Here is a 22,759-nt window from a genome sequence, read left to right on the forward strand (position 1 = left end):
CCCGAGCCGGGGACCTAACGGCGGTCGAACTCGCCGCCGCGAACCCCAGCCGTGAAGGCATCCCACGCCCCCGGCGTGAACACCAGCGCCGGGCCGGTCGGATCCTTCGAATCCCGCACGCCGACCGGTCCCCCGTCGAGGAACGCAACCTCGACACATTGGGCACCGCTCTCGCTGCGGCTACTCTTGAACCATCTGGCCCCGGTCAGGTCAGTGCTGGTCATGATCGAACTCCTTGGTCACCCTGCGAATCAATTCCCGGGTCCGTCCTTCATCCAGCGAAGCGCTTCGGATGGCCGAGGCGAACTCACCATAGAGTCGTACCTCATCTGGCCGCTCCAAGTACACATCCTGAGATGGTCCCCCCTCCAGGAACACGATTGGCGGCTCGACGAATTCGCCTTTGGAGTTGGTATCGAACTCCAAGACCATGAACGGTCCTCGCGACATCCCCCACACGAGCCCAGCTGAGTACGGGTGAATCCGCACCGTGATGTTGTCCAACTTCGAAACTTCAGCCAGGTGGCGAAGCTGCATGGCCATGATTCGCGGGCTACCGACCAGCCGGTGTAAAGCGGATTCGTGCAAGAACACCTCGAGGGTAACCGGTCCGGACTTTCGTGTAATGATGGCTTGCCTCTTCATCCGATGCTCTACACGACGGTCCACGTCAGCGGGGTCCGCGAATCCCGGAAACGCTCCGATGATTGCGCGAGCATAATCCTCGGTTTGAAGCAGACCTGGGATGTGTTCGTGGTAGGAGACCACTCGCCGAGCGGCCGCTTCCAAGCCCACGTACATATTGAAAGCGTCGGAGTAGAGGCCACCGTACGCGTGATACCACCCCTGCGTTCGAGCGACGACTGCCAGATCTATTGCGGCGCGCATGTCCTCAGGCCCGACCGCATAGAGTTCACACAACGCCCGCACGTCTTGCTTGCGCACCTTCTGGGTTTGCCCCGCCTCGATCCGTTGCAGAGCGGATGCCGACAAATCCACCATCTTCGCGGCGGCGGCGATTGTGAAGCCGTTGGCGTCACGCCACTCCCGTAGAAACCGGCCCAGTTGGCGTCGCGGAAGCGTTGAACTCGAACTGGGCTCGACAGCCTCGTCGTCGCGTATGACAGTCATGTCGACTTCCCCCTCATCAGCGAAATCGGATGGATCCGGTCACGAAATCGGGTGGTGCTCACCGCATTATCGAATGCCGTCCTGGCGCTGCGGGCGACTTTCGATTGGATACCCGATAGTTCAGATCTCGCGGCGTCGCCGGTGGTGTGCTGGGGCTACAGCGACGACAGGGAGGTCAGTGAGATGTCCAGCAAGAACCCGTGGTCGGTACAGGCGATCATCGAGCGCATCGATAGTGAACGGCGACAGGCGCTGGAAGCCACGCGCGCCGAAGTGATCACCGTCGACTTGCGCAGTCGGCGAGTTCCCAGGCCACGGCGGTCGCTGCTCGCCATTCTGCGTAGCGCGTTGTTCGGTTGTGAAACAGCGGTTTTCGGGGGGCGTCATGCGCTGCGATGACGGTGAGGAGATCGAGCTTCAGGTTATTCGCGACGTGCTCGACACCGTGGAAGAGCGCTTGCTGGAATGGGAGCGGCATGGGTGGCGGCTCACCATTCCTCGGTCACTCATCTACGCGACCGTCCTGTACTCCGTCATTGTCAGCGCGCGGGCGGCGCGCATCTTTCCGGCCAGGCTCGACCGGGCCGACATTCTCGACGCCATCTTCGACGGCATCGAACCGTCCGATACCGGCACCGCCGGGCGTCCGGTGGAGGACCTCATCAGAAGGCATACCGTGCACGTGAATTGACCCGGCACTATCTACTCTCCCGACTCGGCATCCACTCGACTATGCGCTCCGCGATCCACGTCGGATCGTCCAGCGGCAGATCGTGGCCAGCCGTCTCGTGTAACCGCAGCGGAGCACCCAAAGCCGTCGCTATACGCCGCGAGCACCGATACGACACCAGACGATCAGCACGGGAGGCCAGCACCAACAGCGGCACCGACACCGTGCGCGGATGGCGAAACCGCAGCGCCGCCAGCATTTGCGCGGCGATACTCCCCCGGCTCGCCCCGAATTCCGCCGCGTACGCCGCCCATTCGCGAGCCAGCGCCTCACGATCCACGCTGGCGCTGTTGCACGCGACACCCAAGATGGCGCGTTCGGCGGCAACCGGATCGCCCAGGCGCGAACCAGCCAGCACAGGCAGACTCTCGAATCTGAAACGTCTGTGCGGCAATGATTGTCCAGAGCTCGTATTGATCACCACGGCCCGCCGGAAATCACCCGGATAACGCGCGCACCAGTCCAGCGCGACCATTCCCCCGAGCGAAATACCGACTATCGACCATTCCCCCGCCGGTGCTCCGAACCGCCCGCGAATATCGTCGGTGATCGCACCGATGGTGCTCGGCGACCGCCGCGTACATTCGGTTCCGAATCCCGGTGCGTCGATACACCGCACCTCACCTCCGACCGCCGCCCGCAGTATCTCCGGAAACCCACCCCAATGTCGTTGCTCCCGACCGAGCCCACGCAACAGCAACCAGTTCATACCGCCAATCCTCGCCCATACCTTCCCATCCCACCTCCCATCCCGCCATTGCACGCGGTACCGTAAGACCACCGATCGCTCTCGACGATGGCCCCGATGCGCCGCCAAGCATCGCTCGAATGAAACTCGTTCTCCCCCTTGGGAAGGCTCTTCCCGTCCGCCGATGACCGCCGCGAGGCTGCGTACCCGCCGCGAACTGCGCGCCCAACGCAGACCCGGCTCGCACAGCTGCTGGAATCACCTGATAGCCGCGCCATTATGGCCGAAACACGGTGTCAACCTCGGCACTCTCCTGCGCACCTGCGACGCAGCCGGAGCCTGCCTGGCCGTCCCGCGCCTGCCCTGGGTCCCCGAAGCCCTCGAACGCGGCAATACCTTGCGCCACCGCCAATGCGTGCATTGGGTCAACGGCCGCGTCGATCGCTGGCTGGACCGGCAACGCGAAACCGGTTCCGCCATTGTGGGAGTGGAACTCACCGACGAATCCATCCGTCTCGCAGACCTTCCCACCGCGCGCCGCCGCACCGTCGTCGTTCTCGGCAATGAGGGCTACGGAATTCCACCCGAGGGACTCGATCGCGTCGATATCGCGGTGGAAATTCCCATGCTCGGCTCCGGCGCGAGCCTCAATGTGGCAGTGGCGGGTTCGCTCGTTCTCTACAAACTCGCGGGCCTCGTCTGAGAGTGAACCGCGAACAATTCTGTTCCCGATACTGTCGCGCAATGGTTTTCGACCATGTCATCGCCACATTTGCGGTGTAACTACATTGTTGCTACATCAGACTGATCAGTATCTTATGTCCGTTTTGTCCTCCTGAAACTGCTGTGGCTCACGGGAATTCGCGAATTTTGTCCGCGCGCCACGGCGTGTTGAATACGCGGCAAACCTTTTGGTTGGTTGTAAGGTCTGTCTCGCTCGCAGCGCTGGTAGCGGATCTTCTACCAGCAGCCGACGCGGTTCTACCGGAAAGCATTGCCCCCTCCCATCATTGCGCGCTGAATGGTCAGCGCCTGCCGAAAGGTGTTATCTGCACATGTGGATTCGTAAGCTCGTTGCTACGTCGTTGCTCGCCATTGCCGCCACCGGCATTTCCACCGCGACCGCCCACGGCGAAACCGCCGTCGCTCAGTTCTCCGGCCCGACCGTGACCGCGAGCGATCAGGGCATGACCATCACCACGGGCGCCTCCGCGGACGGCACCGGCGTCACCGCGCAGTTGGTCGGCGGCAAGTTCGAGGTGACTCCTGACGGCAGCACCATCAACATCACCAGCGCGGACGGCAGCAACGTCCAGAGCGTCCCGACCACAATCGCCAACACCGAGCGCATCGTGCGTCTGAGCGCGCAGGTCAGCGAGGACGGCAGCACCATCACCATGCACCCGACGGCCGAGGAGCGCGTCGCCACGGTGACCGAGGCCCAGGACATCGGCCTGATCGGCGGCACCGCCGGTATGGTCGTCGGCTTCTTCGCGGGCGCGGTCGCGGGCTGCATGGTCGGCCTGGCGGGCCTGATCGTGGGCTGCGTTCCGATGATCTTCGTCGGTGCGATGGCGGGCGCCATCATCGGCGCGGTGGCGGGCGCGATTCTCATCTGATCGCCCCCCTTCTCGCGTGGGCCGTACCGAAAGGTGCGGCCCACGCGGCGTTGTCCAGGCCCCCTGCACATATCTCGATCGATATGTAGCGTGGCCCAAAGGACATCAAGACGAACCATCGCTAGGAGTTGGACGCCTTGGAGGACGTACTACGGCCGTTGATCGTTTTCGGCAGCACCCTCGCCGTGAGCGTCGCGGCGGGACTACTGATCGACCGACTGTTGCGCTACAGCGCCGGTAGGCGACCCGGATCACGACTGCCCGGCTTGCTGCGGCGCACGCAATGGCCACTTCAAGCCCTATTGGCCACGGCGGGTTTGCATTTCGCGTATCCGCTCGCGGAACTGCATCTGGCACAAGACGATGTGATCCGCAATGTGCTCGCCACCATGGCGATCTTCGCCACCGCGTGGCTCGCCATGCGGGTCGCCGACGCACTCGCCGAGAACACCCTGGACCAATACGCCGCCCGCTCCGCCGATATCGCCCGCGTGCGACGACTGCACACCCAGCTCGGCATGGTCAGGCGCGTGGTCACCACGGTGCTCGTGGTGACGACCGCGGCGGTGGCCATGCTGGTGCTGTTCCCCGGGCTGCGCACACTCGGCACCTCACTGCTGGCCTCCGCGGGTGTGATCGGCATCATCGCGGGCGTGGCCGCGCAGTCGACGCTGGGCAATCTCGTTGCCGGACTGCAGATCGCGTTCGGCGATTCGGTGAAGATCGGCGACACCGTGGTGGTCGAGGGCGAATGGGGCACCGTCGAGGAGATCACCCTCGCCTTCCTCACCGTCCGCATCTGGGACGACCGCCGCCTCACCATGCCGGTGTCGTACTTCAACAGCAAGCCCTACGAGAACTGGTCCAAGGGCGGACCGCAGATCACCGGCACGGTGTTCCTGCACCTGGACCACAGCACACCCGTGGCCGCCATGCGCGAACACCTCTACGACTACCTGTGCGGCCGCGAGGACTGGGACCGGCGCGACTGGAATCCGCTGGTCACCGACAGCACGCCCACCAGCATCGTGGTGCGCGCCTCCATGTCGGCGCGCAATGCCGACGATGTGTGGACACTGCGCTGCGCGGTGCGCGAGGAGCTGCTCGCCTGGCTCAGCCGCAACCACCCCTACGCGCTGCCGAAGATTCCGACGGCCATGGTCGCGAACGCGCCGTCGATGGCGCAGTAGCGGGCAGGGCGGTAGCAGGCAGCGCGGTAACAGGCAGGGCGCGGTAACGGGCGGTGCGGCAACGGGTCTCGGTCAGTACCGGGCGCGCAACCGCTCCACCGCATCGGTCAGATGCTCGACGAGCAGCGCGCGCACCCGCGCGGGCGGCCCCTCGGCGATGGCGTCGCGCAACTCCACGTGCTCGCGCGCCTGCTCGCGCACATCCGGGTAGGTGGTCTCCAAAGCGCCCAGGCACATACGGGTTTCGATGAGCAGCGTGCGCGCGGCGCGCACCAGCCGAGGGCTGCCAGCGCTGTCCACCAACGCTTCGTGGAAAGCCTGGTCGGCATCCGAAACCCCGCTGGCGTCACCGGCTTCGGCGCACGCCGACATCGCGGTGACACTGGGTTCCAGTGCCCGATAGGCGATGTCGCGGCGGCCGTCGAGCACCAGCTCCAGCGCACCGCACTCCAGCGCAGTGCGCGCGCGGTAGATATCGACCACATCCTCGAGGGTGAGCTCGATGACGAAGATCCCGCGATGCCGAATGCTGTGCAGCAGCCCCTCGGAGACCAAGCGCTGCATGGCCTCTCGCACCGGTCCCCGCGACACGTCGAACTGCGCGGAGAGATCGGCCTCGACCAGCTGCGAACCCGGCGCGAGCGCACCGCGCACAATCGCCTCGCGCAGCCGATCGGCGATCACTTCCGCCGTCGACTGCCGGTTGACCGGTTCGAAGTCAAGCACTGACATGAATACGCCTATCCGAGAACAATGTGCCCAGTTCGGGGACCGGTGGACCGGGCGGACCACCGACCAGCCGCAGGCCCTCCCAGATGGTGACCTGATTGGCGGTCAACACCGGTTTGCCCAGCGCCGCTTCCAATTCCGGCAACACCCCCACGGTGTGCATGGCGGTATCGGGAATCAGCAACGCCTGCGCGTCGGGCCGGTCGTTGTCCACGGCCAGCCGCCGCACCTGCGCGGGAGCGAGCGTACCGACCTCCGCGGCGGTGTCGATACCCGCGCTCGTCATGGACACCACCCGGATGCCGTGCGCGGCCAGAAACTCCACGAACAGCGCCGCCACATCGTCGGGATAGCTCGCCGCGACCGCCACCGTCTCCAGCCCCAGGGCCCGCGCCGCGTGCACGAACGCGAAACTCGTGCTCGACGCGGGCACCCCGGCCACCTCGGCGAGTTCGCGCACCTGCTCGCGTGCCCCCTCCGGCCCGTAGACGAAACTGCCGGAGGTACACGCCCAGACGATCGCGGCAGGCTCGTGCACCGCCAGCAGTTCTACGCCCTCGCGCAATTTCGCCGGACTGCCCAGTTCGAGCAGTTCGGGCACCGCGTGCAGATCGGTGCCGTATATATGGGCGACGCGCAGGTCCGCGCCCACGCTCGCGGCGGCGCGCGGATAGTCGTCCTCGGCGGCGTGGTCGGGGTAGATGAACCCGATGGTCGGTGTGGTCATTGGCCCTCCTAGAACACGTCCTGTAGCCAGCGGCCGGGCCCCATCATGGGCAACTTCATGCGGCCCAGGCACGCCCACATGGTGAGTTGGTTGGCGGTGAGCACCGGTTTGCCCAGGGCCCGTTCGAGCGGTTCGACCAGGTCGTAGGTCGGCAGATTGGTACAGCTGACGAAAATCGCCTGGGAGTCCGGGTCGTCGGCGTTCATGATCCGTTCGGCGACCGTGCGGTAGCTGACCTTCCAGATACCGCCGCCCAGACCGAGATGATCGGAGCGCACCGTCTCGCACCCCGCCTCGGCCAGGAAATCGTGCAACTTCCCGGTGAGTATCTCGTCGTAGGGCGTGATGACGGAGATCCGGGTCAGATCCAGCGCGCGAATCGCCTCCAGCAGCGCCCCGGAGGTGGTCACCGCGTCGCGCGCACCCGCCGCGCAGATGATGTCGCGCAGCGACGACTCGTGCGCCATACCCTGAATGAAACTGCCGGAGGTACACAGATAGGCGATGACCTCCGGGTCCACGTGCAGCACATCGCGCGTCGCCGCGGTGAGGTGCAATGGATTGGAGACCAGCTCCGCCATGGCCACCGAGACCGGCACCGGTTCGTACGGTGTCCGCGCCAGGTGCAGACTCACTTCGAGTGGCACCCAGCGCCACAGTTCACGTTCGAGTGCGAGGTCGAAGGGGGCGATGATGCCGATTCCCCGTTGTGCCACAGGACCATCGATGTCGGGAAACACCAGTTCCACGAGGTCCCCTCTCGCGTTCAGCCAGGCCATCACCGCAATATCGTAAGATTGTTGACAATAATACGATGCCTTTTTACTCTGTCAATGTGAACGAGGGCCCAATACTCACCGTCCTTCACGATGGCAATCGGCCCGATGCGCAGCTCATGCGACCCATCCACACGCGAGCCACGGTTCGCTACACGGAGGCGGCGGATCTCGCCGACGCGCTGCGCGGTGCCGACGCGCTGTTCGTGTACGACTTCCTCAGCACCGCCGTACCCGGCGCGTGGCATGCCGCGGACCGGTTGCGCTGGCTGCACATCGCCGCGACCGGCGTCGACACTGTCATGTTCGACGCGCTGCGCGAGAGCCCGGTGACCGTCACCAATACGCGCGGTGTCTTCGACTCCGCCATCGCGGAGTACGTGCTGGCGCAGATCCTCGCCTTCGCCAAGGACCTGCCGGAATCACTGCGGCTGCAACAGCGCCACACCTGGCGACATCGCGAATCCGAACGCATCGCGGGGGCCACGGTGCTGGTGGTCGGCACCGGACCCATCGGGCGCGCCATCGCGCGACTGCTGCGGGCGGTGGGGATGACCGTGCGCGGTCTCGGCCGCCGCGCCCGGGAAGAGGATCCGGATTTCGGCACGGTCGGCACCGACCTGCTCGCCGAATTGCCCGCGGCCGACTATGTCGTGGCCATCGCGCCGCTGACGGAATCGACCAGGGGAATGTTCGACACGCGGGCGTTCGCCGCCATGAAGCCACATGCTCGTTTCGTCAATGTCGGTCGTGGGGAACTAGTAGTGACAGACGATCTCGTCGATGCCCTGCGCACCGGCACCATCGCGGGGGCCGCACTCGATGTCGTCGATCCCGAGCCGCTGCCCGCCGGTCATCTGCTGTGGGATCTGCCCAATGTCCAACTCACACCCCACAATTCCGGAGATTTCGTGGGCTGGCGACGCGATATCGTCACCGCCTTCGCCGAGAACTTCGAACGGTGGATCGACGGTCGACCGCTGGAGAACGTGGTCGACAAAAAGCTGGGCTACGTGCCCAGCTGAAGGGAGTCACATGGCGCACCCCGATATCGACATCCCGACCGAGCCCGCGGCGATGTCGGCCGTGGAGCTGGTCACTGCGTACTCCGCCGGTGCGTTGTCACCGGTGGAGGCGACACAGGCGGTACTCGACGCGATCGGCGAACGCGACGAGCCGTTGAATGCCTTCTGTCTGGTGGATCCGGAGCGAGCGCTGGTGCAGGCCAAGGAATCCGAGGCCCGCTGGCACTCCGGCCACGTCCAGGGACTGCTGGACGGCGTACCGATCTCCATCAAGGATGTCTTCCTCACCGAGGGCTGGCCCACCCGGCGCGGCTCCACCTGCATCGAGGCCGATGTGCCCTGGCCGCTGGACAGTCCGGTGGTGGCGCGGCTGCGCGAGGACGGCATGGTGTTCCTGGGCAAGACCACCACGCCGGAGCTGGCGTGGAAGGCGGTCACCGACAGTCCGCTCACCGGGGTGACCCGCAATCCGGTCGATCCGTCGAAGACCTCGGGCGGCTCGTCGGGTGGTAGCGCGGCGGCGGTGGCGGCGGGGATGGGGCCACTGTCGGTGGGCACCGATGGCGGTGGGAGCGTGCGCATTCCGGCCTCGTTCTGCGGAATCGTGGGCTTCAAGCCGACGTGGGGGCGGATTCCGCTGTACCCGGCCAGCCCGTTCGGGCCGCTGGCGCACGCGGGGCCGATGACGCGCACGGTCGAGGACGCCGCGCTGCTCATGGACATTCTGTCGCTGCCCGATCCGCGCGATCCGGGTGCGCTCGCACCGACCGTGACGACCTTCCGGGGGCAGCTGCACCGCGATGTGCGCGGGCTGACGGTCGCCTACTCCGCCGATCTCGGCTTCGCCGACGTGGATTCGGAGGTCGCCGCGGTCGTGGAGGCGGCCGTGCGCCGCTTGGACGAGGCCGGTCTGCGCGTGGTCGCCGCCGATCCCGGGTTCGCCGAACCGCTGGAGGCGTTCGAGCGGCTGTGGGCGGCGGGTGCGGCCACCATGCTCTCGAAGTTCCCCGAGGGCAGCCGCGAGCGGGTGGATCCCGCCCTGGGCAAGGTGTGGGATCACGGCGAAAGCCTCAGTGCCGTGGACTATGTCGACGCGCGCGGCGTCGCCGCCGAGGTGGGCATCGTCATGGGGGCGTTCCACACCGCCTACGACGCTCTCATCACGCCGACCATGCCCATCACCGCCTTCGAGGCGGGCCACGACGTGCCGCCCGGCAGCGGCCTGCGCAGTTGGCCGCAGTGGACGCCGTTCACCTACCCGTTCAACCTGACCCAACAGCCCGCCATCAGCATCCCCGCCGGAACCACCGCCGACGGTATGCCCGTCGGCCTTCAGATCGTCGGGCCGCGCCACTCCGACGACATGGTCCTGGCCTTGGCGCGCTACGCGGAGCAGATTCTCGGATCCTGAACGGGCACAACGATATCGGGCCTCCCGGGAAGCGTTCCCGGGAGGCCCGACCGTCTGTCGCCGACGCTAGTCCGCGCGAGCGAAGGCGAGGGTTTCGCCTTCGACTCCGCGCAGCCACAGGGCATTACACGCCTGCGCCATCTCGGCGAGGCCCTCCTCGATGGTGGCGAAGACATTGCCGGGAATCCAGCCTTGGTCGCCATTGATCAGCAGGTTGTTGCGGCCGTAGAACAGGGCCAGATCGGTGGCTCCCTGCGCGTGGTGGGCGGCGGAGCCGGGTTCGTAGCCGTAGGCGGGGTTGCCGATCTCCCAGGGTTCGAAGTCGAAGAGGCAGACATCGCCGGGAATCGGTGTGACCGTGGGGTTCTCGCGGTGCGGGGCGGCGGTGATCCGGGGTAGGAGGGTGTAGACCTCGTTGCGGGCGTACTTGGCGTGGAAGGCGTCACCCTCCTGGGGTAGCGCGTCCCAGACCGCCGCGCAGGTGAGCGGGGCCTGCTCGTCGAGCAGGCGGGCGCGGCAGGTCACCCCGGCCTTGGTGAGGGTGATGCTGAGGTAGCGGGGCATGGGAAGTCCTCTCACAGTTCGTCGAGTACGGCCGACCACAGGTCGAGGGCCTCGTCGACCTGTTCGGCGGTGACGATCAGGGGCGGGATCATGCGGACCACATTGTTGTGCGCACCGCAGGTGAGCAGCACCAGTCCGCGCTCGACGGCGAGCCGCTGCGCCGCACCGGCGGTCGCGGTATCGGGTTCGCCTGTGGCGGTGGTGAATTCCGCGCCCACCATCAGACCCAGCCCGCGCACATCGCCGATCGCCTTGGTGGCGCGCTCGCGCATACCGGTGAGCAACTGCGCGCCGCGCGCGGCGGCATTGGCCACCAGCCCTTCGGATTCGATCACATCGAGGGTGGCCACGGCCGCCGCGCACGCCACCGCGTTACCGCCGTAGGTGCCGCCCTGCGAACCCGGCCACGCCCGCGCCATGAGCTCGGCGGAGGCGGCGATACCCGAGAGCGGGAAGCCGCTGGCCAACCCCTTGGCAATGGTGATCACATCGGGCCGCACGCCGAAGTGCTGGTGGCCGAAGAACTTTCCGGTGCGCCCGAACCCGGTCTGGATCTCGTCGATCACGAGCAGAATGCCGTGCTCGTCGGCGCGCTCGCGCAGGCCCTGGAAGAACCGGGTGTTGCCGGGGATGTAACCGCCCTCCCCCAGCACAGGTTCGACGATGAACGCCGCCGTCTCGCGCGGCGAACTCAGGGTGGCGAAGAGGTAATCCAGTTCGCGCAGTGCGAAATCCGTGGCCTCGTCCTCGGACCAGCCGTACCGGTAGGCCGTCGGGAAGGGCGCGACGTGCACCCCGCCCATGAGCGGGCTGAAACCCGCGGAGAACCGGGTGCCGGAGGTGGTCATGGTGGCGGCCGCCACCGTGCGGCCGTGGAATCCGCCATGGAAGACAACGACATTGGGCCGCCCGGTGGCCTGGCGCACCAACCGCAGCGACGCCTCCACCGCCTCACTGCCGGAGTTCGCGAAGAACACCGCGTCCAGACCCGAGGGCAGCACCGCGCCCAGGCGCTCGGTGAGTTCCAGCAGCGGCCGGTGCATGACGGTCGTGTACTGGCCGTGGATGAGGCTGCCGATCTGGGCGCGGGCCGCCTCCACCACGCGGGGGTGGCAGTGCCCGGTGCTGGTGACGCCGATACCGGCGGTGAAGTCCAGGTAGCGACGGCCATCGGTGTCGTAGAGGTAGCACCCGGAGCCGTGGTCGACGGTGACTGGGGTGGCCTGTTTGAGGACGGGGGAAAGCTCGGTCATCGGGAGCCGCCTCTCGGAGAGCGGGCCGCAAGCCGCGGAGCGCGGCGTTGCCGCGGAGATCGTCGGATGTCGGGTGGATCGTCGGGGTGAAGCCCTACCCATGATTGTCTATTGTCGGATTGTTGACAATAGACATAACATGTCGGGCAGTGGCGCGGCAATGGCCCGAACGCGCCCGGAGCGGAGGGAGTGGCCATCCATGCTGACCGAGACCGACACCGTGCCGACCGATCCCGAGACCGTGGACAGCGCACAACGCGAAGCCATCGACTCCGTACCCAAGGGGCTCTTCATCGGCGGGACCTGGCGCGACACCGCCGGGGCGCTCCCCGTCACGGACCCGGCGACCGGGCGACTGCTGTGCGAGGTCGCCGACGCCACGCCCGAGGACGGGCTCGACGCCCTGACGGCGGCCACCGCGGCACAAGCGGAGTGGGCGCGCACCCCCGCCCGCGAGCGCAGCGACATCCTGATGCGCGCCCATCGACTACTCCTCACCGATGTCGAGCGGTTGGCGCTCGTCATGACCCTGGAGATGGGCAAGCCCCTCGCCGAGGCGCGCGGCGAGGTGGCCTACGCGGCCGAATTCCTGCGCTGGTTCGCCGAGGAGGCGGTGCGCCTGGACGGCGGCTACATGCCCTCCCCCACCGGCGGCTCCCGCTTCCTGGTCACCCGCCAACCGGTGGGCCCGAGCCTGCTCATCACCCCGTGGAATTTCCCGATGGCCATGGGCGCGCGCAAGATCGGCCCCGCGCTGGCGGCGGGGTGCACCTGCGTCGTCAAGCCCGCTGAACAGACACCGCTGTCCATGCTGGCGCTGGCGGCCGTACTGCACGGGGCGGGCGTACCCGCCGGTGTCGTCAATGTCGTGACCACGGCCGATCCGGGCGCGGTGATGACGCCGCTGATTCTCGACGAGCGCTCCCGCAAGCTCTCCTTCACCGGCTCCACCGCCGTGGGCAAGCACCTGCTGGAACTGTGCGCGCGCACCGTCATGCGCACCTCCATGGAACTCGGCGGCAACGCGCCGTTCCTGGTCTTCGACGACGCCGATCTGGACGCGGCCGTCGACGGCGCGATGGCCGCCAAGATGCGCAATATCGGGCAGGCGTGCACCGCCGCCAATCGAATCCTGGTGCAGCGCGGTGTCGCCGAGGAGTTCGCGCGCAAGCTCACCGCGCGCATGGCCGCCCTGCCGATGGGGCCGGGTACCGAACCGGGTGCGGTGGTGGGGCCGCTCATCGATGCCGACGCGGTGGCGAAGGTGACCGAACTCGTCGCCGACGCCCGCGCTCGCGGGGCCACCGCGCTGCTGGGCGGCGACCCGGTCGACGGCCCCGGAAACTTCTATCCCGCAACGGTTCTCGCGGATGTGCCGGACGAGGCCGCGCTGTGTCACACCGAGATCTTCGGCCCGGTGGCCGCGCTGGCGGCCTTCGATACCGAGGCCGAGGCGGTGGCCCGGGCCAACGACACCCCGTACGGTCTGGTGGCGTACGTCTACACCGAGAATCTCCGGCGCGGCCTGCGCGTGTGCGAGGCGCTCGAGACCGGCATGGTCGGCCTCAACCAAGGCGTGGTGTCCAATCCGGCGGCCCCGTTCGGCGGGGTCAAGGAATCCGGGCTCGGCCGCGAGGGCGGGCTGACGGGTATCGACGAATTCCTGGAAACCAAATACATCGGAGTGCAGCTGTGAACCAGTACCGCATCGCCACCATCCCCGGCGACGGCATCGGCGTCGACGTGACCGTCGAGGCCGTCAAGGTGCTCGACGCCGTGCTGCCCGGGCTGTCCTGGACCGAATTCGACTGGTCCTGTGAGCAATACCTGCGCACCGGGGCCATGATGCCGCCCGACGGCCCCGAACAGCTGGCCGGATTCGACGCCATCCTGTTGGGCGCGGTCGGGTTTCCCGGTGTGCCGGACCATATTTCGCTGTGGGGGCTGCTGATTCCGTTGCGCCGCGCCTTCGGCCAGTACGTGAATCTGCGGCCGGTGCGCCTGCTGCCCGGCACCGAATCGGCGCTGCGCGACCGCACGGCCGCCGACCTCGACATTCTGATCGTCCGGGAGAACTCCGAGGGCGAGTACTCCGAGATCGGCGGCATCCACAATCCCGGCCGCCCAGAGGAATTCGTGCTCCAGGAGTCGGTCTTCACCCGCGTCGGATGCGAGCGCATCATTCGCTACGCCTTCGACCGGGCCGCCGAGCGGTCCGGCAAGCTGTGCTCGGCCACCAAATCGAACGGCCTCATTCATTCGATGCCGTACTGGGACAGCGTCTTCGAGCGCATTGCCGCCGAGTATCCCCAGGTCGAGACCCGACAGATGCATGTCGACGCCTTGGCCGCGGAGATCGTGCTGCACCCCGACCGCCTCGACGTCATCGTGGGCTCGAATCTGTTCGGCGACATACTCTCCGACCTCGCCGCCGCGGTCACCGGTGGTTTGGGGCTGGCGCCCTCGGGCAATATCAACCCGCACCGCGACGCTCCCTCCATGTTCGAGGCGGTGCACGGCAGCGCGCCCGATATCGCCGGACAGGGCATCGCCAATCCCGTCGCCCAAATCCTTGCTGGCGCAATGCTGCTCGAGCAGTTGGGCGAACGCGATGCCGCCCGCGCGGTCGACACCGCGGTGCGCGAGATCCTGGCGGCGGGCAAATTCCACACCCCCGACCTCGGCGGCCAAGCCACCACCGCCGAACTCGGCGACGCCATCGCCGAACGCGCGGCCGAACTCGCGCGCTGAGCCGACCGCCGCCGCGGGATTAGAGTGGGGAGATGTACCCGCTGGCGGCGCAGCGCGAGTTCTCCGCGTACGGGCTCTCGCACACGATCGTGCTGGGCGTGTTCGTGGTCGGCGCGGTGGCCGTCGTGTGGTTCGGACGCGAATATCGCGATGCGCCGGTCGCCTGGTGGTTCAGTCGGGTGTTCGGCGCGCTGACCCTCGCGGTGTACCTGCTGATCTATGTGTATCTGGCCATTCCACCGGCCGTCGAGCGGTCGGTGCCGTTGCGGCTGACCGATCTCGCGACCCTGGTCGCGGCGTACGCGCTGTGGTCGCATCGGCGGTGGGCCTACGCGTTGACCTACTACTGGTGCCTCACCCTGAGCACGCAGGCGCTCATCTCACCGGCGCTGGAGAGTCCTGACTTTCCGCACCACGAATTCCTGGCGTTCTGGGCGATTCATCTGGCGGTGGTGTGGGCGGCGATCTATCTGACCTGGGGCCTCGGCATGCGTCCGGACTGGGGTAGTTATCGGATCGCGGTGGCCGCCACGGTGGTGTGGGTCGCGATCACCTATGTCTTCAATACCCTCGCCGACACCAATTACGGATTCGTCAACGGGAAACCCACCACCCCGTCGCTGCTGGATGTGCTCGGGCCGTGGCCCTGGTATCTGGCCTCCGTCACCGCGCTGCTGCTCGTGGTGTGGGCGTTGATGACCTGGCCGTGGACCCGCCGGGAGGCCTCCGGCGGCTGAAACCGCCCCGATTACGGTGTAAGACTGGATTGATGGCCGGTGCATTCGCGCAAAAGTCTTCCCGGACAGTCGTTCCCGACGTGCCGCCGCGTTCCCGGCCGTTCCTGCGCTTGGCCGCGCGCTCGGGATATCTGTGCGCGCTGACGGGCGCGATTCTGGCCGGATGGCTGCCCGCCGGTCGGCTCATCGAGGCGGCCTGCATTCTGACCGGCGTCTTCGCCTTCACCATCGAACGGCCGTGGCGCACCCAGGCGCGCATCGCCATCGACTGGCTGCCGCTCATCGGCGCACTGCTGATCTACGACTACACGCGCGGATTCGCCGACTCGCTCGGCATGCCGGTGCGGGTCGGCGAACTCGTCTCGGTGGAGAGTTGGCTGTTCGGCGGCACGGTGCCGACGGTCTGGCTGCAAGAGCACCTCGCCGCCGGTGGACAACCGTGGTGGACGCCGGTCATCGGCGTCGTCTACACCACGCACTTCATCGTGCCGTGGGCGGTGGCGGCCATCTTCTACGTGTACTCGCGACCGCTGTGGGTGCACTACATGCGCCGCATTCTGTTGCTGTCCTATCTGGCGTTGGTGACCTATGTGCTGATACCGGCCGCCCCGCCGTGGTACGCGGCCCGCGAGGGCGCGATCGACGAGGACGTGCGCCGCATCTCCGGCTTCGGCCTCGGCGTGGTGCCCTCCGATGTGAGCGCGAAATGGCTGGAGGAACAAGGCAATCCGGTGGCAGCCCTGCCCTCGCTGCACACCGCCTTCGCCGTCCTGGTGGCCGTGACGCTGTGGCCGCTGCTGACGCGGTGGTGGCAGCGCGTACCGCTGGCCCTGCTCCCGGCGGCCATGGCCTTCACCCTGGTCTACGGCGGCGAACACTATGTCGTCGACGTCCTGCTCGGGTTCGGCTACGTCGGGCTCACCGAACTGCTGGCCCGCGCGTGGGAACGCCGCCAACAACCCGACGAACCGGCCTTGATATGAATGCCGGGTGGCTCGACACGTCTATCTGTGCCCCCTGCGCTGGTCCGATATGGACGCCGACGGGCATATGCACAATGCGGCGCACCTGCGCTACCTGGAGGAATCGCGAATCGACCTGTTCTGGTCGCGGGAGTTCGGCGGGCCGCTGGTGGTGGCGCAGATGGATATCGACTACCGCGCGCCACTGAAGTATCGGAAGCAGCCGGTGCGGGTGGAGACCTGGGTGACCAAGGTCGGCGGCTCGTCCTTCGCCCTGCAACAGGAGATCCGCGACGAGGACGTCCTGTACTCCACCGCCACCTGCACCATGGTCGCCTTCGATCGCGACACCCAGCGCTCGCGCCGCATGAGCGAGGCCGACCGCGCCATGCTGGAGGAGTTGAGCGCCTGATGCACACCTACGACATCCAATTGCGCCGCACCGATATGGACGCGCTCGAACACCTCAACAACGTGGTGTACGCCCAATACCTCGACGAGGCCCGCGCCGACCTGCTCGCCCGGCACGAATCCGCCGACGCCCCATGGCGAGTCGTGGTCGCGAACCAACGCCTCACCTTCCGCATGCCGCTGGTCTTCCGCCCGGAGCCGGTCACCGTGACCTCGACCGTCGAGCGCATCGGCACCACCTCGTTCACCTTGGTGCACGAGGTGCGCGACGACGAATCGCTATATTTGTCGGCCACTTCCACACTGGTGGCGATCCAGGCGAGCACTCCCCGCGCCCTCACCGCCGCCGAGCGCGCATACCTGACGACCTTGATGGCCGCCTGAGATCCACTGCCTCAGTGGAGTTCGATGCGACCGCACCCTCGGCAGATGGCGCAATCGTGCGGGCGCGACCGTTCCCAGCCGCGATCCCGTGGCGAAGGGCGGTAACAGTGCTGGCAGCCAGGCGTTCGGCCGCAACACTCGCGCCCGCTCGCGATCGCCGGATACAGCGCCTGCAAACCGACCGCGCGCGGTAGCGCGGCTATTCCGCCACGGAGAGCACCGGCAGCGGTTACCTCGTCAAGGCTTGCCGAGGAGGTGGCTGCCCGCCGCGAGTCGGCTGCGGGCGGTGAAGAATTCGGTGAAGCCGGTCAGGAATTCTTCTTCGGTGAGTGTGCCGTCGCCGTCGCCGTCGAGTTGGCGGAAGCCGTGCCAGAGTTCGGCGGGGTGAATGCGGGAGCCGAAAACTGCGCGGTACTCATCGATTTCGAGAGTGCCGCTGCCGTCGGCGTCGGCGGCCCGGAATACCGCGCGCATGGCCTCGTGCAGGCCCTTGTCGAGGTAGGACGGGTCGTTGTCGCAGCCGTCGATGGTGGCGGCGACGAATTCGGCGCAGCTGATCCTGCCATCGCCGTCGGCGTCCATGGACGCGGCCATATGGTGCCACCAGCGGGTGAACGCCGCGCGCACCTGTGCTTCGCGCTCCTCGGAGAGCTCGAGTTGCCAGCAGACATTGTGGGCCATGGCCTGCAGGTCGTGATCGTCGATGAAGCCGTCGCCGGTTTGATCGAGTACCTGCTGAAAGAATTGTGACAGCTTGGGTTTTCGCGCATCCCGCTGCCGCAGCAGCAGGGCGCGCAACCCGGTGCCGTGTTCGTCCGGCCGTACCGGTTCGAGCGTGCGCGAAGTCGGGGCGGGCTGGTAGCGGTAGCGGGCGGGGAGACGGGCCATGGTGGCACCGAGTACGCGATGGGTGAACAGCGACGCGAGGACGTGGCGTCGGGTGCGCGCAATGCCGAACTTCTCACGAAAGGCGGGCGGCAGATCGGCGATGGTCGTCGCGGTGACGAATCGGGCCACCAGCGCGCGCACGGGTATCCACGCCGGACCCAGCAGACGCAGCCGAGTCGGCACGGGTGCTTCATGGAGCATCCGATACAGCATGTGCCGCATCGGCTCGCTGTCCTCCAACTGCTGCGCGATGACCGTGTCGTAGTAGGCGGGCACATCCGCGGCGGTGGCGGGTAAGACCTCCTCCGGGAGTTCGAAAGCCGCTGCCATAGCGCGGAATTCGGTGTACATCCGATCCTGCTCGGCAGCCGTCATCGGATCGCCGCCCAACGCGCGCATGGTCACGGCGGATTCATAGAGCGTCACCAACACCCACGCACGGGTGGCCGGGTCGAGCGCGGAGTACGGCTCGCCCTTGGCATCGACTCCGGAGATACGCTTGTGCGAACGGTTCAGTCGAGCGATCTCGCGCCGCAGCGTCTCCGGATCCGACCAGGCCAGCCGCGCGGTGCTCGACATGGTGTGCTCGATGCGCCGCCACGGATGCGCCCGAAACGTCGAATGCTGCGCCACCCCGACGGCGACCACCGGATGTGCGCACTGCAATACCAGCGCCCGCCAGGCGAGCAGTCCGTACCGCCACTCACGCAGATGCGACCCGAACAACGTGTCGCCGTGCTGACCGATGCTGTCCACAGCCCCTCCTCGATCGTCGTCCACGCCAATCGACCTGATGAGCAATTATTTTGGGCCTCACCGGCCACCCATGTGGGTGAACAGCAATATTCGGGCGAATTTCCCCGAAAAGAGTTATCCGAGCTCTGCGCGCCGGACCGCTCGCACAATCTGACACAAGGGCGTTTGGCAAACAGTCGGCAGTCCGCTCTCGACGGCGAAGGAGACCCGAGCACAATGCCGACGGCGTGGCCGCTCAGTCCGGGAGCTGCCGCACGAGGATCGAAATAGGTTGGCGCACAGGGCGGCCGTGGCCGGGGACCAGGATGGTGGCCGCGTGGGCCGCGAGGGCGTGCGCCGAGGCGCGAGCACCCGGCAGGTCGTGGTGGAAGACGTCCGGGAGGTGTTGGGGGCCGTCGTCACGGAGCAGGCGGTGACCGGTGACCAGGGCGTCGCCGCTGAAGAGGACGCCCTCCGACGGCATCAGGTAGGCGGTATGGCCCACGGTGTGGCCGGGGGTGGCGATGGCTTTGAAACCGCCTGGCAGCGCGAGCAATTCGGCCTCGGTGGGGGCGGTGGCGGTGGGGAGCTTGGTGGCGAGGCCACCGGCCAGGGGGCGCACCGCCCGCAGGGTCTGCCACACCCAGACGGGGCCGCCGGGGCGCGTCAGTTGCGCGGCGACCTCGAGCGGGGTGATCTGCTGCTGGAATTCGCGACGGGCGTGCGGGACCTCGTCCGCGCCCATGTAGACGGGCATACCGACCTTCTCGACCAGGGGCGGGACACCGCCGATGTGGTCGAGGTGGGCGTGGGTCACCAGCACGGCCGCGATATCGGCGAGGTCGTGGCCGATGGCGCGCACCGAGGCCTGCACATCGTCGGCGTCGGCCGGGTATCCGGCATCGATCACCGTGACCCCGGAGCCGTCGCTCACCAAGGCCCAGTTCACATTGGTTCCGGTCACCACGTGAACAGAGTCGGATACCTGCTCGATGCGCATAGTCGAATCCCGTTCCCTCGCCGTCGGTACTCCGACCATAGAACTCAGGGAGCGAGCCAGCCATCCAGATCGGGGACATCGGTGCGCGCCACGCCGGTGAAGCGCGGCTCCCGCTTCTCCAGAAACGACGAAATCCCCTCCGCCAGATCGGGACTCGTGGCGGCGTGCGGAATGGTCTTGCGGTCGAGCGCGAAGGCGGCTTCGGGGTCGCCGTGCGCGGCCATGGCCGTCAGCGCCCGGCGAATGACCGCCGCCGACGTCGGCGCGATATGCACGGACAGCTCCCGCGCCAGCGCGTAGGCGGCGGGCAACAGCTCGTCCGGCGCGTGCAGGCTGGTCACCAACCCGGCCGCCAGGGCTTCGCTGGCGTCGAAGACCCGACCGGTGAGCATCCACTCCTTCGCCTTGGCCAGACCCACCAATTGCGGCAGGAACCAGGTCGAGCCGCCCTCCGGAAAAAGGCCCCGACGCGCGAACACGAAGCCGAACCGGGCCCCTTCGCTGGCCAACCGGAAGTCCGCGGCGAGCGTCATGGAGATGCCGACGCCCACCGCCGCGCCCTGGATCGCCACGATCACCGGCTTGTTGGAATTCACCATGGGCCGCGCCACCCGCGTGGCGGGCTCGTCCCACTCCGGATCGCTCGGATCACCGATCGAGTTCTCCGCGAAATCCATTCCCACACAGAAGTACTCGCCCGCCGCCGTCAACACGACCACCCGCACCGCGTCATCACGGTCGGCCGCGGTCAGCGCATGCCCCAGCTCATCGGCCATGGCGAGGGTGAAGCCATTGCGGGCGTGCGGCCGGTTGAGCGTAATCGTCGCGATCGCGTCCGCGACCGCGTAGGTGATCGTCGAATAAGTCATCGCTTCCCGCATCCTCGAGTCAATGGAAACCGAAGCCTCTCAGGGCTTCACGGTGGGGTCAACCAATCCCGATACGCGGCCCGTTGCTGGGGTATTGCTCGCGTATGGGACATATCAGGCGCTGGGGAGCCGTCTACCTGCTGATCCTGCTGTTCGTGGGTTCGTGGGTAGGGCAGTTCGTCACCCAGCTGATCGACTACAGCAACACACAGCGGGCCCACGGGCAATCGTTCGCGTGGAACGACTACTGGATCGACTTCTTCGCGAGCACCTTCGAGAACTGGCAGAGCGAGTGGTTGCAGCTCATCTTCCAGGCCATCCTGCTGCTCGGCGCGAAACACTGGATATTCCGCGCCGACGCGCAGGATCTCGAGCGCATCGAGGCCAAGGTCGACGAGGTGCGCGAGGCCGTGGTGCCGCCCCGGCTGCGGAAGGAGCCGCCGGGGCAGCCGCATTGACCTCAGGACCCGCTGGTGACCGACACGATGGGCAGGCGCAGCGCACCCGGCGCGGCGGCGGGTACCACCGCGGCCCGCGGCGCCACCGGGGTGACGCGGCGGTAGGGCGCACCGAGTGCGGGACGGTGATCGGCCTCGCCCTTGTTCGGCCACAGGGCGCAGGCGCGTTCGGCCATGGCGGTGATGGTGAGCGACGGGTTCACACCCAGGTTGGCCGAGACCGCGGAGCCGTCGATGACGTGCAGGCCCGGGTAGTTGTGAATGCGGTGGTAGGGGTCGATGACACCCTCGGCGGCGCTGTCTCCCATGCGGCAGCCGCCGACGTAGTGCGCGGTGGAGGGGATGTCGAAGACGTCCATGACCATGCCGAGGGCGTCGCCGTCGAGCTTCTCGGCGTAGAGGCGATTCGCCTTGTGCCCGATGGGAATCCAGGTCGGATTGGGTTCGCCCTCACCCTGCCGGGTGGAGAGGCGATAGCCGAACAGCCCCTTCTTCCCGAAGGAGGTGAGCGAATTGTCCAGCGACTGCATGACCAGCAGGATCACCGAACGCTCGGAGGCGCGGCGGCTGTTCTGCGAGCGCAGGAAGACCAGCGGATGGCGCAGCACCAGCAGCAGGAACCGCAGGAAGCGCAGCGGGCCGCCGTCGATCATCGGCACGGTCAACGGGAACAGCATGTTCTGTCCCTTGCCGTAGTGGCAGACCTCGATGTGCGTATTCGGCTCCGGATGGATGGAGGAGGTGATGGCCACGCCCTGCGCGAAGTCGGTGCGGCTGCGGCTCGTCGAGGTGAGCACCGCCTCGGAGTTGGTGCGGGTGAGCTCGCCGAGGCGGGGCGAGAGCTCGGGCAGGCGGCCGGTGTCGCGGAGCTTGTGCAGCAGCTGATGGGTGCCGCGCGCGGCGGCCGAGAACACCACCTGTTCGGCGGTGATCTCGCGAGTCTGCTTGCGCAGCAGGCGACCCGAGCGCTGCGTCGTCACCGTGTAGCCGCCGCCCGGCAACGGTCGCACATCGGTGACCGTGGTGAGCGAATGCACCTGCGCCCCAGCCTTTTCGGCCAGGTACAGGTAGTTGGTGGTGGTGGTGTTCTTGGCATTGTGCGCGCAGCCGGTCATGCAGTTGGCGCAGTGGATGCAGCCCGCGCGATCCGGGCCCGCGCCACCGAAGTACGGGTCGGGCACGGTCTTTCCGGGTTCGCCGAAGAACACGCCGACATTGGTCGGGTGGAAGGTGTCCTCGACACCGAGTTCGACGGCGACCTCGCGCAGCACCTCGTCGGCGGGGGTGGTGCGCGGATTGGGCGCGACACCCAGCATGCGCTGGGCTTGGTCGTAGTAGGGCGCGAGTTCGTCGCGCCAATCGGTGATGTGCGCCCACGACGGGTCGCTGTAGAAGTTCGGCAGCGGTTCGTAGAGGGTGTTGCCGTAGATGAGCGAGCCGCCGCCCACACCGGCCGCGCTGAACAGCGTCACCTTGCCCAGCAGGCTGACCCGCTGGGTGCCGGTCAGTCCCAGCCTCGGCATCCACAGCGATTTGCGCAGGTTCCAGTTCGACTTCGGAATATCCCGCGCCTCCCAGCGCCGACCCGATTCCAGAACACCGACGCGGTAGCCCTTCTCGGTCAGGCGCAGTGCGGTGACGCTGCCGCCGAATCCGGAGCCGATCACCAGCACGTCGTAGTCGAATTCCATGGATCAACGCTATGACCTGCGGCAACCTTC

26 protein-coding genes are annotated in these 22,759 nt (G+C 67.1%); 14 read left to right on the forward strand and 12 right to left on the reverse strand.

Translation table 11 applies throughout. From position 1 onward, the window contains the following. Positions 1–14: 14 nt before the first annotated feature. Both ACIBH2_RS12680 and ACIBH2_RS12685 read right to left on the reverse strand, forming a co-directional pair. The gene (locus ACIBH2_RS12680; protein WP_397116400.1) at positions 15–224 is read right to left on the reverse strand and encodes a DUF397 domain-containing protein; all 210 of its coding nucleotides are present in this window, start codon (positions 222–224) and stop codon (positions 15–17) included. Then, a complete protein-coding gene (locus tag ACIBH2_RS12685) occupies positions 211–1,131 on the reverse strand; it encodes a helix-turn-helix domain-containing protein (protein ID WP_397116402.1) in 921 nt (306 codons plus the stop codon). The genes ACIBH2_RS12680 and ACIBH2_RS12685 overlap by 14 nt, the downstream gene beginning before the upstream one ends. A 51-nt stretch (positions 1,132–1,182) precedes the next feature. Here ACIBH2_RS12685 and ACIBH2_RS12690 point away from each other — a divergent pair, with 51 nt between their 5' ends. Both ACIBH2_RS12690 and ACIBH2_RS12695 read left to right on the forward strand, forming a co-directional pair. After that, entirely contained in the window at positions 1,183–1,530 is a 348-nt protein-coding gene (locus tag ACIBH2_RS12690; RefSeq protein WP_397116404.1) for a hypothetical protein, read from the forward strand. Then, entirely contained in the window at positions 1,517–1,822 is a 306-nt protein-coding gene (locus ACIBH2_RS12695) for a hypothetical protein (protein WP_397116406.1), read from the forward strand. Before ACIBH2_RS12690 ends, ACIBH2_RS12695 begins: the two co-directional genes overlap by 14 nt. A gap of 7 nt (positions 1,823–1,829) precedes the next feature. Here the strand turns inward: ACIBH2_RS12695 and ACIBH2_RS12700 are convergent, their stop codons facing one another. Then, positions 1,830–2,570, reverse strand: a complete 741-nt coding sequence (locus ACIBH2_RS12700; RefSeq protein WP_397116408.1) for an alpha/beta fold hydrolase — start codon at positions 2,568–2,570, stop codon at positions 1,830–1,832. A gap of 163 nt (positions 2,571–2,733) precedes the next feature. On the opposite strand from ACIBH2_RS12700, the gene ACIBH2_RS12705 reads away from it, so the two are divergent. The 3 genes from ACIBH2_RS12705 (at position 2,734) to ACIBH2_RS12715 (ending at position 5,358) form a co-directional block, all read left to right on the forward strand. Then, a complete protein-coding gene (locus ACIBH2_RS12705) occupies positions 2,734–3,252 on the forward strand; it encodes a TrmH family RNA methyltransferase (RefSeq protein WP_397116410.1) in 519 nt (172 codons plus the stop codon). A 352-nt stretch (positions 3,253–3,604) separates the two neighbouring features. Beyond that, positions 3,605–4,168 carry a hypothetical protein gene (locus ACIBH2_RS12710; protein ID WP_397116412.1) on the forward strand — a complete coding sequence of 188 codons (564 nt, stop codon included), beginning with the start codon at positions 3,605–3,607 and terminating at the stop codon, positions 4,166–4,168. A 137-nt stretch (positions 4,169–4,305) separates the two neighbouring features. Then, positions 4,306–5,358, forward strand: coding sequence for a mechanosensitive ion channel family protein (locus tag ACIBH2_RS12715; RefSeq protein ID WP_397116414.1), 1,053 nt, complete (start codon positions 4,306–4,308; stop codon positions 5,356–5,358). Between the two features lie 72 nt (positions 5,359–5,430). On the opposite strand, the gene ACIBH2_RS12720 is transcribed toward ACIBH2_RS12715, so the two are convergent. Genes ACIBH2_RS12720 through ACIBH2_RS12730 form a run of 3 tightly spaced genes read right to left on the reverse strand, consistent with a single transcriptional unit; the run spans position 5,431 to position 7,593 of the window. Beyond that, the gene (locus ACIBH2_RS12720) at positions 5,431–6,090 is read right to left on the reverse strand and encodes a GntR family transcriptional regulator (RefSeq protein ID WP_397116416.1); all 660 of its coding nucleotides are present in this window, start codon (positions 6,088–6,090) and stop codon (positions 5,431–5,433) included. Continuing rightward, on the reverse strand, positions 6,077–6,814 hold the full coding sequence (locus ACIBH2_RS12725; protein WP_397116418.1) for a maleate cis-trans isomerase: 738 nt from the start codon (positions 6,812–6,814) through the stop codon (positions 6,077–6,079). Before ACIBH2_RS12725 ends, ACIBH2_RS12720 begins: the two co-directional genes overlap by 14 nt. Positions 6,815–6,822: 8 nt before the next feature. After that, the gene (locus tag ACIBH2_RS12730; RefSeq protein ID WP_397116420.1) at positions 6,823–7,593 is read right to left on the reverse strand and encodes an Asp/Glu/hydantoin racemase; all 771 of its coding nucleotides are present in this window, start codon (positions 7,591–7,593) and stop codon (positions 6,823–6,825) included. A 35-nt stretch (positions 7,594–7,628) separates the two neighbouring features. Here ACIBH2_RS12730 and ACIBH2_RS12735 point away from each other — a divergent pair, with 35 nt between their 5' ends. Together ACIBH2_RS12735 and ACIBH2_RS12740 are read left to right on the forward strand one after the other, a co-directional pair. Then, the gene (locus tag ACIBH2_RS12735; protein WP_397116422.1) at positions 7,629–8,615 is read left to right on the forward strand and encodes a D-2-hydroxyacid dehydrogenase; all 987 of its coding nucleotides are present in this window, start codon (positions 7,629–7,631) and stop codon (positions 8,613–8,615) included. A 25-nt stretch (positions 8,616–8,640) separates the two neighbouring features. Next, the gene (locus ACIBH2_RS12740) at positions 8,641–10,026 is read left to right on the forward strand and encodes an amidase (protein WP_397117011.1); all 1,386 of its coding nucleotides are present in this window, start codon (positions 8,641–8,643) and stop codon (positions 10,024–10,026) included. 66 nt (positions 10,027–10,092) lie between these two features. Here ACIBH2_RS12740 and ACIBH2_RS12745 read toward each other — a convergent pair whose 3' ends face one another. Both ACIBH2_RS12745 and ACIBH2_RS12750 read right to left on the reverse strand, forming a co-directional pair. Then, positions 10,093–10,590, reverse strand: a complete 498-nt coding sequence (locus ACIBH2_RS12745) for a DUF3830 family protein (RefSeq protein WP_397116424.1) — start codon at positions 10,588–10,590, stop codon at positions 10,093–10,095. 11 nt (positions 10,591–10,601) lie between these two features. Continuing rightward, positions 10,602–11,843, reverse strand: a complete 1,242-nt coding sequence (locus ACIBH2_RS12750) for an aspartate aminotransferase family protein (protein WP_397116426.1) — start codon at positions 11,841–11,843, stop codon at positions 10,602–10,604. Between the two features lie 199 nt (positions 11,844–12,042). On the opposite strand from ACIBH2_RS12750, the gene ACIBH2_RS12755 reads away from it, so the two are divergent. From ACIBH2_RS12755 to ACIBH2_RS12780, 6 genes are read left to right on the forward strand one after another with little or no spacing between them, the layout of a single operon-like run. Further along, positions 12,043–13,539 (forward strand): NAD-dependent succinate-semialdehyde dehydrogenase, encoded by a 1,497-nt coding sequence (locus ACIBH2_RS12755; protein WP_397116428.1) that lies wholly within the window; start codon positions 12,043–12,045, stop codon positions 13,537–13,539. Beyond that, positions 13,536–14,594 carry a tartrate dehydrogenase gene (locus ACIBH2_RS12760; protein ID WP_397116430.1) on the forward strand — a complete coding sequence of 353 codons (1,059 nt, stop codon included), beginning with the start codon at positions 13,536–13,538 and terminating at the stop codon, positions 14,592–14,594. The genes ACIBH2_RS12755 and ACIBH2_RS12760 overlap by 4 nt, the downstream gene beginning before the upstream one ends. Before the next feature lie 32 nt (positions 14,595–14,626). Beyond that, positions 14,627–15,331, forward strand: coding sequence for a TIGR02206 family membrane protein (locus ACIBH2_RS12765; RefSeq protein ID WP_397116432.1), 705 nt, complete (start codon positions 14,627–14,629; stop codon positions 15,329–15,331). A gap of 32 nt (positions 15,332–15,363) precedes the next feature. Continuing rightward, entirely contained in the window at positions 15,364–16,314 is a 951-nt protein-coding gene (locus ACIBH2_RS12770) for a phosphatase PAP2 family protein (protein WP_397116434.1), read from the forward strand. A 7-nt stretch (positions 16,315–16,321) separates the two neighbouring features. Further along, entirely contained in the window at positions 16,322–16,705 is a 384-nt protein-coding gene (locus tag ACIBH2_RS12775; RefSeq protein WP_397116436.1) for an acyl-CoA thioesterase, read from the forward strand. Then, positions 16,705–17,088 (forward strand): acyl-CoA thioesterase, encoded by a 384-nt coding sequence (locus tag ACIBH2_RS12780; RefSeq protein ID WP_397116438.1) that lies wholly within the window; start codon positions 16,705–16,707, stop codon positions 17,086–17,088. Before ACIBH2_RS12775 ends, ACIBH2_RS12780 begins: the two co-directional genes overlap by 1 nt. Before the next feature lie 237 nt (positions 17,089–17,325). Here ACIBH2_RS12780 and ACIBH2_RS12785 read toward each other — a convergent pair whose 3' ends face one another. From ACIBH2_RS12785 to ACIBH2_RS12795, 3 genes are all read right to left on the reverse strand, one after another. Further along, the gene (locus tag ACIBH2_RS12785) at positions 17,326–18,732 is read right to left on the reverse strand and encodes an oxygenase MpaB family protein (protein WP_397116440.1); all 1,407 of its coding nucleotides are present in this window, start codon (positions 18,730–18,732) and stop codon (positions 17,326–17,328) included. A gap of 235 nt (positions 18,733–18,967) precedes the next feature. Further along, positions 18,968–19,711, reverse strand: a complete 744-nt coding sequence (locus tag ACIBH2_RS12790; RefSeq protein ID WP_397116442.1) for an MBL fold metallo-hydrolase — start codon at positions 19,709–19,711, stop codon at positions 18,968–18,970. 44 nt (positions 19,712–19,755) lie between these two features. After that, positions 19,756–20,580 (reverse strand): enoyl-CoA hydratase-related protein, encoded by an 825-nt coding sequence (locus ACIBH2_RS12795; protein ID WP_397116444.1) that lies wholly within the window; start codon positions 20,578–20,580, stop codon positions 19,756–19,758. Between the two features lie 104 nt (positions 20,581–20,684). On the opposite strand from ACIBH2_RS12795, the gene ACIBH2_RS12800 reads away from it, so the two are divergent. Further along, a complete protein-coding gene (locus tag ACIBH2_RS12800; protein WP_397116446.1) occupies positions 20,685–21,038 on the forward strand; it encodes a DUF6766 family protein in 354 nt (117 codons plus the stop codon). Positions 21,039–21,040: 2 nt separating this feature from the next. Here the strand turns inward: ACIBH2_RS12800 and ACIBH2_RS12805 are convergent, their stop codons facing one another. Continuing rightward, positions 21,041–22,729 carry a GMC oxidoreductase gene (locus tag ACIBH2_RS12805; protein ID WP_397116448.1) on the reverse strand — a complete coding sequence of 563 codons (1,689 nt, stop codon included), beginning with the start codon at positions 22,727–22,729 and terminating at the stop codon, positions 21,041–21,043. Between the last annotated feature and the right edge of the window lie 30 nt (positions 22,730–22,759).

The sequence above is a fragment of the Nocardia sp. NPDC050406 genome, assembly GCF_044459025.1.
Taxonomy (GTDB): Bacteria; Actinomycetota; Actinomycetes; order Mycobacteriales; family Mycobacteriaceae; genus Nocardia.